At 41.7% G+C, this 12,674-nt stretch carries 14 protein-coding genes; 8 read left to right on the forward strand and 6 right to left on the reverse strand.

The window, feature by feature from the left end; translation table 11 throughout:
* The first annotated feature begins 66 nt into the window (after window positions 1–66).
* On the forward strand, window positions 67–1,506 hold the full coding sequence (locus tag DFR63_RS07465) for a phospholipase D family protein (protein WP_115885319.1): 1,440 nt from the start codon (window positions 67–69) through the stop codon (window positions 1,504–1,506).
* A 107-nt stretch (window positions 1,507–1,613) separates the two neighbouring features.
* Here the strand turns inward: DFR63_RS07465 and DFR63_RS07470 are convergent, their stop codons facing one another.
* Together DFR63_RS07470 and DFR63_RS07475 are read right to left on the reverse strand one after the other, a co-directional pair.
* Entirely contained in the window at window positions 1,614–2,162 is a 549-nt protein-coding gene (locus tag DFR63_RS07470; RefSeq protein ID WP_115885320.1) for a cysteine hydrolase family protein, read from the reverse strand.
* 49 nt (window positions 2,163–2,211) lie between these two features.
* A complete protein-coding gene (locus DFR63_RS07475; RefSeq protein WP_115885321.1) occupies window positions 2,212–3,102 on the reverse strand; it encodes a fructose bisphosphate aldolase in 891 nt (296 codons plus the stop codon).
* Between the two features lie 150 nt (window positions 3,103–3,252).
* Here DFR63_RS07475 and DFR63_RS07480 point away from each other — a divergent pair, with 150 nt between their 5' ends.
* Window positions 3,253–4,191 (forward strand): aldo/keto reductase, encoded by a 939-nt coding sequence (locus tag DFR63_RS07480; RefSeq protein WP_115885322.1) that lies wholly within the window; start codon window positions 3,253–3,255, stop codon window positions 4,189–4,191.
* Window positions 4,192–4,235: 44 nt separating this feature from the next.
* On the opposite strand, the gene DFR63_RS11780 is transcribed toward DFR63_RS07480, so the two are convergent.
* Genes DFR63_RS11780 through DFR63_RS07495 form a run of 4 tightly spaced genes read right to left on the reverse strand, consistent with a single transcriptional unit; the run spans window position 4,236 to window position 7,535 of the window.
* Window positions 4,236–4,388: a hypothetical protein gene (locus DFR63_RS11780; RefSeq protein ID WP_162842307.1), complete on the reverse strand. Its 153-nt coding sequence runs from the start codon at window positions 4,386–4,388 to the stop codon at window positions 4,236–4,238.
* 48 nt (window positions 4,389–4,436) lie between these two features.
* Entirely contained in the window at window positions 4,437–5,567 is a 1,131-nt protein-coding gene (locus DFR63_RS07485; RefSeq protein WP_115885323.1) for an ABC transporter permease, read from the reverse strand.
* Entirely contained in the window at window positions 5,554–6,606 is a 1,053-nt protein-coding gene (locus DFR63_RS07490) for an ABC transporter permease (protein WP_115885324.1), read from the reverse strand. Before DFR63_RS07490 ends, DFR63_RS07485 begins: the two co-directional genes overlap by 14 nt.
* Window positions 6,606–7,535, reverse strand: coding sequence for an ABC transporter ATP-binding protein (locus DFR63_RS07495; RefSeq protein ID WP_115885325.1), 930 nt, complete (start codon window positions 7,533–7,535; stop codon window positions 6,606–6,608). Before DFR63_RS07495 ends, DFR63_RS07490 begins: the two co-directional genes overlap by 1 nt.
* A 114-nt stretch (window positions 7,536–7,649) precedes the next feature.
* On the opposite strand from DFR63_RS07495, the gene DFR63_RS07500 reads away from it, so the two are divergent.
* The 6 genes from DFR63_RS07500 to rbsK all read left to right on the forward strand — a co-directional run bounded on the left by DFR63_RS07500 (window position 7,650) and on the right by rbsK (window position 12,650).
* On the forward strand, window positions 7,650–8,711 hold the full coding sequence (locus tag DFR63_RS07500; protein ID WP_115885326.1) for a sensor histidine kinase: 1,062 nt from the start codon (window positions 7,650–7,652) through the stop codon (window positions 8,709–8,711).
* Window positions 8,689–9,288, forward strand: a complete 600-nt coding sequence (locus DFR63_RS07505; RefSeq protein WP_115885327.1) for a response regulator transcription factor — start codon at window positions 8,689–8,691, stop codon at window positions 9,286–9,288. The genes DFR63_RS07500 and DFR63_RS07505 overlap by 23 nt, the downstream gene beginning before the upstream one ends.
* A 15-nt stretch (window positions 9,289–9,303) precedes the next feature.
* Window positions 9,304–9,798: a GNAT family N-acetyltransferase gene (locus DFR63_RS07510; RefSeq protein WP_115885328.1), complete on the forward strand. Its 495-nt coding sequence runs from the start codon at window positions 9,304–9,306 to the stop codon at window positions 9,796–9,798.
* Between the two features lie 73 nt (window positions 9,799–9,871).
* Window positions 9,872–10,816 carry a nucleoside hydrolase gene (locus DFR63_RS07515; protein ID WP_115885329.1) on the forward strand — a complete coding sequence of 315 codons (945 nt, stop codon included), beginning with the start codon at window positions 9,872–9,874 and terminating at the stop codon, window positions 10,814–10,816.
* Complete coding sequence (locus DFR63_RS07520) at window positions 10,809–11,744, forward strand: nucleoside hydrolase (protein ID WP_115885330.1); 936 nt, start codon at window positions 10,809–10,811, stop codon at window positions 11,742–11,744. The genes DFR63_RS07515 and DFR63_RS07520 overlap by 8 nt, the downstream gene beginning before the upstream one ends.
* Before the next feature lie 21 nt (window positions 11,745–11,765).
* Entirely contained in the window at window positions 11,766–12,650 is an 885-nt protein-coding gene (gene rbsK / locus DFR63_RS07525) for a ribokinase (protein ID WP_115885331.1), read from the forward strand.
* Window positions 12,651–12,674: the final 24 nt, after the last annotated feature.

Below are 12,674 nucleotides of genomic sequence, written 5' to 3' on the forward strand. Positions count from 1 at the left end.
TCGCAATCTTTCTTTGTTAGAATAGAGATAAGTGTAAATTAATACTATTAATTACAGGGGTGGATTATGAAAAAACGATATTTTTTCTTACTTGTTTTTGTTGTATTAATACTTATACCGCTCGTTGTTGCGGGTGTACGTTATTTTGTACCGGTAACGTCAGGAGTATCGTACGAGTCTGAAGAATATCAAACAGACGATGCGGGATTTTTATACGATCTTACATATACAGAGAATAACGAAATAACAGAAGAGCAGGAAATTTTTGAAGAGATTTATACGATGATTGATGAAGCGGAAGAATTTCTGGTCCTTGATATGTTTTTATTTAACGATGATTATAACCACGATACTCTGGACTTTCCGCCCCTGTCTCAAAATTTAACAGATAAATTGACAGCTAAACAGGAAGAAAATCCAGATATGGATATAATCTTTATCACAGATAGAATTAATACTTTCTACGATACGTATACACCGCCGCATATTGAACAGCTGAAAGAGGCTGGAATAGAAGTCATATTTACCGATCTTTCGAAATTGCGGGACTCTAATCCATTGTATTCAGGCTTTTACAGGACTTATTTTCAATGGTTCGGAACGTCTGAAGACCAGTGGCTGATGAACGCATTAAGGCCGCAGGGTCCGGAAGTAAATATACGATCTTATTTAACGATGTTGAATTTTAAGGCTAATCACAGAAAATTAATTATTAATGAAAAGAATGGCCTTATTGCGTCGGCAAACCCGCATGATGCAAGTGCGCATCATTCGAATATCGCTGTGAAACTAAGCGGAGATATTCTCTACGATATGCTGGAATCAGAACGAGCAGTAGTGAATTTCAGCGGAGGAAATACGCGTGTTTTCAGCGATTTTGCTGATAAAATGCCTGAAAAAGCTGAAGAGAGTGAAGGGCAGTATACTGTAAAGCTGATTACAGAGAAAAAGATAAAGGATAATATACTGGAAATCGTGAATAGTGCCGGCCCGGATGATATTTTAAATATAGGGCTGTTCTACTTATCTGACAGAGATATTATTGAAGCATTTAAAACAGCGCTCGACCGTGGTGTGGAAATCAACATGATACTTGATATTAATCAGGATGCTTTCGGTAACGAGAAAAATGGTGTGCCGAACAGACCGGTGGCCGATGAGCTGATGAATCATGACACTCAGCCGAATATCCGCTGGTATAAATCGAGCGGGGAACAGTATCACGCGAAGTTTATCATGCTGGAAACTGCGGATGAAGTTATATTTAACGGCGGATCGGCTAACTTTACAAGGCGGAATCTGGATAATTATAATCTGGAAACAAACGTGGTAGTGATGGCGCCGCAGGGCAGTGAATTTGCTGGAGAAGTCACTGCATATTACGACCGCCTGTGGATGAATGACGGAGCGGAGTATACGCTTGACTATGAAGAAAAAGCAGAAGCGTCACTATTTAAAACGATGATGTACAGGATTCAGGAATTGACTGGATTATCGACATTTTAAAACTAGAAAAACCCGTACAGCGGACTCCTTTATGAGAGGCAGCTGTACGGGTTTTTGTCGTCACATGAGCTGTTATCATGGGACCGCAAATCCAATTTAACTATATGTTATATAATCTTCGCACCTAAAGAGTTTTCAAAGTGGGCGAGCGCCACATCGTGTGCGTCTAAGTTAAAACTGGCTACACCGTCTCTGTGAATAACAATATCAAAGCCTTTATTGTAGGCATCAACCGCAGTATGCATAATACAAATATCGGTACAGACGCCGACTAAATGGACTTCAGTAATACCCCTTGCTCTTAAACGCTGTTCCACATCGGTTCCAAGAAAAGCGGAATAACGAGTTTTATCGGTATAGTATACATTTCCCTGATCTTTATAATTCTGATAAAGATCTTCCAGTTCACCGTACAGATTCCGTCCCTCTGTCCCAATAATATTATGAGGCGGAAACAGTTTCGTTTCAGGATGATACGGATCATTTTCCTGGTGTGCATCAATAGCGAACACAGTATAATCTCCGCTGCTGATAAATTCACGAGTCGTGGTCACGATATAGTCATGAAGTTCCTGTGCGGGTTTACCTGCGGTGAGTTTGCCGTCATCCGCAACAAAGTCGTAAGTATAGTCGATATTCAGCAGTGCTTTCATGATTTTCTCCCCCTATAAAAAGACAATGGCAGGCCATTGTCTTAAAGTTTACTTATTTTTTATTCACTGATGCATCGAAAATAGAATCAATTGCTTCAGATAGTTTGCTGTCAAATTCCTCAGCAGACTGATTTGCATTTAAGTCGCTTGATAATGCACGTGAGAAGCTCGCGATAATACCTTCGTTTTCTTTCAGCATATTATTTGCTTCAGTTCTCGTGTAACCGCCTGAAAGTGCCACAACGTGAATCACGTTAGGGTGATTTACGAGTTCTTTGTACAGATTAGGTACAGTAGGAAGTGTAAGCTTCAGCATTACAAGCTCATCTTCAGCAAGTCCGTTTAACTCTTCCAAAATCGCATCTCTTAAAATTTCTTCGATTTCTTCTTTGTCTCCGGCATTAATGCTGACTTCTGGCTCGATAATCGGTACTAAGCCTGCAGCGATAATCTGTTTGCCGATTTCAAACTGCTGTTCTACAACGGCAATAATTCCTTCTTTGTCCGCAGAAAGAATGTTGGAGCGCATTTTTGTACCGAAAATGTGACGGTCGTTTGCACGTGCTAATAAATCCTCAAGACCCGGTATAGGTTTCATAAGCTGCACACCGTTTTCTTCATCTGCAAGTCCTTTATCGACTTTTAAGAATGGTACGATGCCTTTATGAGCTAAATAGTCACCAGTGTACTGACCTTCTACTTCACGGTCCATCGTCTGTTCAAACAGAATTGCGCCGAGGACTTTATCAGAAGTAAATGAAGGTGAAGTCACGATGCGCATGCGCATTTCGTGAACGAGATCGAACATCTCATCTTCATTAGTATACTGATCTTCATCAACACCATATGCTTTTAAAGCTTTTGGCGTACTTCCGCCACTCTGGTCAAGTGCGGCAATAAAACCATGACCTTGTTTTACTTTTTCAAGTTGCTCCTGATTCATTAAAAAACACTCCTTAAATAGTTTTCCACTCCTTTATAGTATGCTAAAAAAACCGCTTTACTGCAAGGTAAATCTGCACCATCCGCTATGTTTGACAGATTGTTAAAACGGAAAGATACTAAATGTATTTAATTTCAGGAGGTATGCAAAATGACAGAACTAGTTGAGTTAGGTAAATCGGGAATTAAAGTACATCCAATCGCTCTTGGAACAAATTTTGTCGGCGGCTATAATTTATACGGCGATGTGAATGAAGAAGAGGGTAAACAGACTGTCAGAGATGCGCTCGATGCAGGAGTGACAATGCTCGATACTGCATTTATATACGGTCCGAGACGTTCTGAAGAACTAATCGGTGAAGTTTTAAAAGAGTATAAAAGAGAAGATGTAGTTATAGCGACAAAAGCAGCACAGCGTGAACTCGATAATGGTGATATGGTCATCGACAACTCGCCGGAATTTTTAAAACAGGCAGTGGACGATGCGCTGGACAGACTGCAGACTAAATATATTGATTTGTTTTATATTCATAAGCCGGATGAAGACACTCCGAAAGATGAAGCAGTACAGGCGCTTTATGAAATGAAGGAGCAGGGTAAAATTAAAGCAATCGGCGTATCGAATTTTACTGTCGAACAACTGGCAGAAGCGAATAAAGACAACCATGTTGATGTAATACAAAACGAGTACAATCTGTTCAGCCGCGAAGCGGAAGACGAGATGCTCGATTACACTTCAGCAAATAAAATTACTTTTATTCCTTTCTTCCCGCTGGCAGCGGGGCTGCTTGCAGGGAAATACGATGAAAATACTGAATTTGAAGATTTACGAAGCAATTTACCGTTTTATCAGGAAGACCAGTTTAAGGACAATTTGAAAAAGGTAGAGAAATTAAAAGAACTTGCTAAAAAATACGATGAAGATACCGCGCAGGTAGTACTCGCATTTTATTTAACGAGACCATCGCTCGATGTGATTATACCGGGAGCGAAAAAAGGCGGGCAGATTAAAGCAAATATGCGTGCCGCAGATATTGAACTGGACCCGGAAGATGTTGAATATATCGATGAAATATTTAAAAATAAATAACAGCTAAAAACAAAAGATGGTTAAGGGAACCCCCTTAACCATCTTTATTTATCCCTGTAAAGGATCAGCACTGCAAACACGCTGCCCACGCTGAATTTAATGTCGATTACTTCAATGTACTGATTCTCGTAAAAGAATTCTGCGATTTTCTTATCAAGCCCTTTTTCCGTCATAGCGGAAACTGTTTTTGTTTTCATAGACTAACCCACCTTTAATGCTGTTATCTTCCATTATATATTTAAATATTATAATTGTGTACTTTTACGCTGATTGCTGAAGATAATACCGATAATCAGAAAGGCGAGTATATACAGTAAGAGAATGCCGATTGACAGTGCTGATTCACTCCAGGTAATATCCGGTGACGCATAAATTTGTGTGTAGTGATACAGCGGAAGGAACTCCGCGATACGCTCTGCACCGTCACCGAACAACTCGATAGGAATGAAGATACCGGAGAGAAATGCCAGTCCGAGCGTAATGAGATTGGCAAGACCGTTCACGATAAAACGGTTCGTTGTGAGTGCATTAATCGCATACTGCAGAGCGAGTGTGAAGGCCATAATCAGTACGAGCGCAACGAAAATGTGAACGAGCGGTATACCGTCCAGGTGATTATAATACAGGCCGACAAGTCCGAAGAACATAACAAGTACTGCGAAAAATCCAACCAGCGACTGTGCACCCAATATTTGCACTGCGCTTGATGTGGATGATACCGGCGCAGCAATGATTCGTTTTTGCAACTCGGGCTTATTGTATTCAGACATCAGATTGCCGACTGACAGCATAATGAACAGCATTAGCCAGTAAGCAGCAAAATTGGAATATGCCGCGGCATTTTCAAAATTTTCTCCGTCTGCATTCATGGTATCGTTATTTAACTCTACATTTACAGTATCGGTTAATGCTGTCTGCAGCTTATCTCTGTCGAGTTCTCCTCCTTCGTTAAACTGTGCGTTTGCAAAAATAAGAAATTTCGAAATTTCGCTGTCCAGCTGGACACTGGATGCTGCGCGTTCATCAGTAATGATTTCAACGGCTGGTTCTCCATTTTTAACATGTGTTTCAAAATCCTCAGGGATGATTACTGCCCCGTGAGTTTCCATGAGGAAAACCTGTTCTTCCAAATAATTACGCGGTGTTTTGCCGAGCACTTCAACATCATGCGAACTGTTTAAATACTCAATCAGCGCTTTTGAAGACCCGGACTCAGATTCATCCACCACCGTAACGCCAAGCTTTTCGCTTTCAAACGTATCGGTGCCGCCGAATGAACTGAACATTGCTGCAATTAGGAAAAACACCAGTGCCAGCGGTATAATCATCCATTTAAACTTCCAGAAGTGGAGGAGTATTATTTTAAAGATAGTCATATTGTTTCCTCCTTAATGCAAACAGAGTAATGAAAAAACTGACAACTGTAATACCGGTTAAGAAGGCGATTGTCGACCAGTAGCTGTCGAAGTTATCCATTAAATTTATCCGATAAATTGTATCTGTAATATGTGCGAGCGGATTAAATTCATTAATGAACGGCATCTCGCGGTTAATTACAGTTCTTAGACCTGGACCCATTAAGCCAGCCAGGAAAGCCAGTCCGACGATAAAAACGACAGGAACGATGGATTTTACATTGATGTTCACCCGGGGGGTTAAACCGATTATAAAGCCGAGTCCAAGTCCGGCAATATTGCCGGCAATTATAATGCCTAGCGTCGGAAGCAGATGATTGAACAGCACAGAATCATTAAAAATCATTAAATAACCGATTAAGAGACCGTTTGAAAATAAGCCGAGCGTGAGACCCGCTGCAGAACTTGCGAGTATATATTTTGCTTTGCTGAACGGGCTGGCAGAGAATCTTGCTCCCATTGTGCTTAAGTTCGGACGCATTGATGAAATGAGCTCCATGCTCGTAAATATGGTGTAGAGAGAAACCATGGCAATAGTTGAATAGTACATAACAACCTGCGGTTCTGTTTCCATGTCTTCAGTCTGAATAAAATCAGCCTCAAAATTAAAGTTTTCAGGAGATATTCCAAGTGCCGCAGTCTGGTGGATCTGGTTCATCACTGACTCAAGTACGGACTGCTGAAAACCGCTGTTTTGTACAATCAGGCTGCCGTCTTCCGTAATATATCCTGTAATATTTTCTTCAGAAAGTTCATCTCTTGCGGTACTGTCTGACATTTCATGAACATTGATAAAGTCTATCTCCTGCAGCACTGTGCTGTATTCATTATCTTCGGTAACAGCAACGTCTATATCTGACATATCTTCTCCGCCGATATTTGACGTTGTCGCCATAAATATCGTGACTAAAACGAGAGGATAGCCAATTGTCCAAAAGAGAAATCCAAAATCTTTAAAGTTAATAATGAGTAAATAATAAGTGAGGCGCAGAAAGTTCATCAGTCCCTCAGCTCCTTGCCTGTCAGTTCTAAAAAGATACTGCTCAACGATGGCTGTTCACTTGCGATTTCTGTATAAGTCAGCGAGTTATCTTCGATAAAGCGAATCAGATTAGTCAAATTGTTGTGATGCTTATCGAATTGAATGTTGTACTTATCTCCGGTTTTAATAATCTGATTGACGTGAGGAATTTGTTTCAGGCGGCTTGCAAGTGTGTCGTTGCGGGAAATAAATTTAACGGTAATACTTTCAGTGGTGGAAATAGATTTTTGAAGTTCATCGAGTGTACCGTTCGCAACATTGCGGCCGTTATCCATAATAACGAAGGAGTCGCACAGATTTTCAGCTTCTTCCAGGTAGTGGGTGGTGTAAATGACGGTAGTTCCCTGTTCTTTCATTTTTTTTACGCCTTCAAGAATAAAGTTTCTGCTCTGTGCATCGACTGCGACGGTCGGTTCATCGAGAAATAAAATTTTCGGCTTGTGCGCGATGCCGCAGGCGATATTTAATCTTCTTTTAAGTCCTCCGCTAAGCTGCTTCGGAAGAAATTTTCTGTATTTTTCGAGTCCGACAAAAGAGATGGCTTCATCTACAAACTGTTTTCGCTCCGTTTTATTTGTCACGTAAAGTCCGCAGTAGAAATCAATATTTTCAACGACGTTCAGCTTATCAAAAATAGCAAGCTCCTGAGGCACAATGCCAATCCGGCGTTTAATTTTATTGTTATTTGGATTAACGGGTTCGCCGAATAATTCAATAGTGCCCTGATCAAACTTCAGTAAGGAAAGCATACAGTTAATGGCTGTCGTCTTGCCGCAGCCGTTCGGGCCGAGCAGGCCGATAATTTCATTTTCTTCTGCCTGAAAAGAGAAGTGATCAAGTGCAATAACATCTTTGTACCTCTTCACTACTTTGTCCATTACAATCATATTATTGCCTCCTGTACTATATTGGTTAATTTAAGTTTATAATATAAATAAATGCACCGTTAGTGTCCCGAGTCATAAACTGCAGTGACAATTGTCATATTGTGAGGTGAAGCGATGACAAAAATATATGAAAAGATTATGATCTTTATTACACTTGCGGCATACTATCTGCTGAATTCGGATGAAGCACAAGTCACAGTAATACTGATATCTTTTATCGCAGCATTCAGTATCGATGTAATCAATAGAAAATACATGCTCTTTATAGTTATTGTGCTTTTTGGCTTTCTTTTGTTGCTTGATATAAATTATCTGTACTTCCTGCCGCTTATTTCTCATATAATATTTGCCGAATACGGCAAGTACGGAATACTTGCACTGATTCCGATTTTAATTTTTCAGCAATGGGGGCTGCTGATTTTAAGCGTCTTAATATTTTATCTGACTGCGCTGTCACTGGAATTGTCAGCAGCAAAAGAACTGAACAGAAAAATGCGCGACCGGCTGACCGAAGATAATATGCGTTTAAAAGCTCAGCACAATGAACTGATGAAGTCCCACGAGAAAGATATTTATATGGCGGAACTGAACGAAAGAAATCGTATTGCCCGTGATATGCACGATGCACTCGGTCATTCATTGTCGAGCAGCATTCTGCTGATTGAGTCACTGCAGTATGTAAAAGATGAGAATAAATTAAGAAAATCTTTAAAACAGCTGCAGGAAAGATTAAAAATGGGTATGGATGATGTTCGAAACAGCATTCATAACCTATATGACACTTCAATCGAGCTTGAAGCAAGAATCGAAAGTTATCTGGCAGAAATGGAAAATTATAAAGGAGAGTTTATCTATGATGTAAAGCTCACGCTGACGCACGAACAGAAAATAGACATGCTGTCCCTCGTAAGAGAAGCGCTGACGAATATTAGAAAGCATTCAGACGCCGGAGCATTTAAAATTGTTATTAAAGAACACCCTAAATTTTTAGCACTAACGGTGAAAGATGACGGGAGTACCGAAGGCTATTTCAAAAAAGGAATGGGTCTTCAGTCGATGACTGAAACAGTGCAGAAATACGGCGGTGTTCTGAATGTTTTTAAAGACGAGGGGTTTATCGTGCACGCAATATTTTACAAGGAGGGGCTGGAAAATGAAAATAGTTATAGTAGATGATGACCCGCTCGTAGTCTCTGCGCTGACGACAATAGTGGAAAATTCCGATTATGAAGTTGCGGCCGAGGGCACAAGCGGTTTTGATGCAGTAAAACTGTACAGCGAACACAATCCGGATTTGTTAATGACGGATATCAGGATGCGCGAGAAGTCGGGGCTTGAAGCGAGCAGAGAAATACTGGCTGCCGATTCCGAAGCGAAAATCCTTCTTATTACAACCTTTAAAGATGATGAATACATTCATGAAGCACTGAACATAGGCTGCAAAGGATATTTATTGAAAGATAATTTGGCAGGTATTATTCCGGCTATTGAAGCGGTACTGTCAGGAAATATGGTCTTCGACAGCAATATTGTAAAAAGTATGTCGGCGCAGTCTGTACATAAGGACTTTACGGACCTGTCGACAAGAGAGCAGGACATTATTGAACTGGTGGCAGAAGGCTTCAATAATAAAGAAATTGCCGAGGCGCTTTATTTGAGTGAAGGAACAGTCAGAAATTATATTTCCCAGATGCTGACGAAGCTGGATTTACGGGACCGGACACAGCTGGCCGTTTATTATTATAAAAATTAATCAGGAGGTGGCTAGATGGCTCTTGTAATCAGAAAACCGGTACCGGAAGATGCTGAACGTATAGCAGATATTTGCAGCACGGGCTGGCGACAGACTGTCGAAGGGAAGATGAGCAGTAAGTTTCAGCAGCAGACAGTGAAATACTGGTACAATCCTGACAAAGTTACAGCAGATATTAAAAAAGGCAGCTATTCCTATGTGGCTGAAAAAGACGGTATTATCAGAGGAGTAATAGGCGGCGGAATGACAGGAGCTAAAACTGCGGAAGTATATGTATTTTATATTGACGATAAATACAGGTATCGTGGAATCGGCAAGACTTTATTAGATGAATTGACGCGGCATCAAAAGCGTAAAGGTGCCGATGAACAATGGGTGTCGGTGCAGCAAGATAATGAACTTGGCCTGCCATTCTATAAAGCGCGGGGATTTGTCTGCCAGTCACTGAAAGAAACAAAAAGCACAGATGGTGAAGTGCAGACGTCTTTAAGAATGAAGCGGCAAATATAATCAGGGTCTGTCTGTAAAATTCAGGCGGCACATGAGATAATTGTTTTAAGACTACGAATTGGAGTGTTTACTGATGAGAAATGTTATTTTAGACTGTGATCCGGGGCATGATGATGCAATATCGATTATTATCGCCGCGTCAGCTGCCAGTGACTTAAATATTTTAGGAATTACGACTGTAGCAGGCAACGTTGAAGTCGAAAAAAATACAATTAATACATTAAAAATCTGCGAACTGCTGGAACTGGATGTGCCGGTTGTCCAGGGGGCGAGAAGACCCCTCGTAAAGGCGAGTGAAATTGCACCTGAAATTCATGGGGAAACCGGTATGGACGGCCCGGATCTTCCAGATCCTCAAGTAGAGGTCACAGAAGGACATGCTGTTGATTTTATTATAGAACAGGTAATGAATTCATCTGAACAGGTTACGCTCGTTCCGACAGGACCGCTCACGAATATTGCTATGGCTTTGATTAAAGAACCGAGAATCATTGAAAATATTGATGAAATTGTTTTAATGGGCGGCGGTACCTTCGGCAACTGGACACCGGCGGCGGAATTTAATATTTTTGTCGATGCAGAAGCGGCGAAAGTTGTTTACGACAGTAGCGTTCCTGTGACGATGTTCGGTCTCGATGTGACACATCAGGTTATTGCGACTGATGATATTATAGAGCGTGTCGGTAAAATCGATAATAAGATTGCTGTATTCGTTAAAGAGCTGCTGATCTTTTTCGGCGAAACGTATAAAAATCATTTCGGCTTTAACGGTGGCCCGATTCATGATGCGTGCACGACGATGTATCTTTTAAAACCGGAACTGTTTAAGACAGAATACTTAAATGTGACTGTTGAGACGAAGGGTGAATATTCATACGGTATGACAGTAATCGATACGCTGAGTGTAACAGGCAGAGAGCCGAACACTAATGTGGCCTTCGGGGTGGACACAGAAGCATTTTGGAGACTATTTGAAGAAATTTTGAAATTATTTGACGGAGGACAGCCTGATGAGTAAGAAGAATATATGGATTGACTGCGACCCTGGGATTGATGATGCAATAGCACTTGCTGCGGCAGCCGCAAGCAGAGATGCATTAAATATCCACGGGATTTCCACGGTGGCGGGGAACCAGACGATAGAGCGCGTCACGAACAATGCGCTTGCACTGAGCGCTTTTCTCGATTTGGATGTACCTGTCGTTAAAGGAGCGGAAGGACCTCTGATAAGACAAAAAGAAGATGCGGGACACGTCCACGGCGAGACAGGACTCGGCAATACTGTACTGCCTAGAACTTCAAAGCAGGCTGAGCCGGGCAATTCATTCCAGCTTATCAGAGATTATATTATGAATCTTCCTGAAGATGAAAAGATGACGCTGGTTCCTGTCGGTCCGCTGACAAATATTGCGCTGCTTTTAAAAGTATTTCCTGAAACAGCGGAACGCATTGAAGAAATTGTCTTAATGGGCGGCGGCACATTCGGCAACAGAACCCCAACAGCGGAATTCAACATATGGGGAGACCCTGAGGCTGCGAAAATCGTCTTTGATTCGGGCCTGCCGATTGTAATGTGCGGACTTGACGTGACCCATAAGAGCGGGCTCGACCGGGAGCAGGTCGAAGCACTGTTTAACAGCGAAGGAGAAGTGCAGAATGCATTTGGCGAAATGCTGAAATTTTACTTTGATTCTCCTGCATATATTAACAGTGAACTTGTGCATATTCACGATGCAGTTGCGGTTATTTATCTGACTAATCCTGAAATATTTAAAGGAATGCAGGTCAGTGTTGATGTAGATTGTACAGATGATATCAACCGGGGCATGACTGTATGCGATGTGCGGAAGACTGCACCTGAAGCGGGGCGTAATGTGACACTTCTTAACGATATAGATTTAACAGCATTTCAAAATATACTGCAGGCTAAACTCGGCAGTCTATAGTAATTCTTGGAGGTAGAACAGATGAGCAAGCCTAAGGTAACAATTGTAGGCAGTTTAAATATGGATTTGGTGGTTACGGCAGAACGTCACCCGTCAATCGGCGAAACACTGACTGGTGAAAAGTTCACGACACTGTGCGGCGGCAAAGGTGCGAACCAGGCCGTTGCAGCAGCGAGACTCGGCTGCGACGTGACGTTTATCGGCAGAGTGGGCAACGATGCGTTCGGGATTGAAATGATTGAAAGTCTGAGAAAAGAAGGTGTCAACGTCGGTAATATTGAGATGATTGATGAGATGGAGAGCGGTATTGCCATGATTACCGTAAACCCGCTGGATAATACAATTATCGTTGTACCGGGCGCGAATGCACATGTTACAACAGATGTAATCGATAAACACCGTCAGGCAATTTTAGAAAGCGATGTCGTCGTCACCCAGCTTGAAATTCCGATGGACACAGTGGATTATGTTGCACAGGTGTGCGGAGAGAATAATATTGATTTAGTTGTTAACCCGGCGCCGGCACAAAAGCTGACGGATAATATTATAAATTACAGTACATATATTACGCCGAATCAGATTGAATTGACACAGCTGGCAGCAGCACATCCTGAAATTTTAAAAGACCACGTCGATAAATTTGTCGTTACGAGCGGCAGCAAAGGCTGTTATTATTCAGTCGATGCCTTCCGCGTCGACGTGCCGACCATGAAAGCGAAAGTTGTCGATACGACAGGTGCAGGAGATTGCTTTAACGGCGCCTTTGTCAGTTATATTGCGCAAGGTAAAAGCTTGCAGGAAAGCTGTTATTTCGCCAACACTGCAGCATCAATCAGTGTAGAAAAATTCGGCGCGCAGCACGCGATGCCGACAACTGAGCAGGTGCTCGGAAGAATGCAGAGTTAAAAATAATTATTATGCGCATGAGAG

Source organism: Jeotgalicoccus halotolerans, assembly GCF_003387165.1.
GTDB classification, from domain to species: domain Bacteria; phylum Bacillota; class Bacilli; order Staphylococcales; family Salinicoccaceae; genus Jeotgalicoccus; species Jeotgalicoccus halotolerans.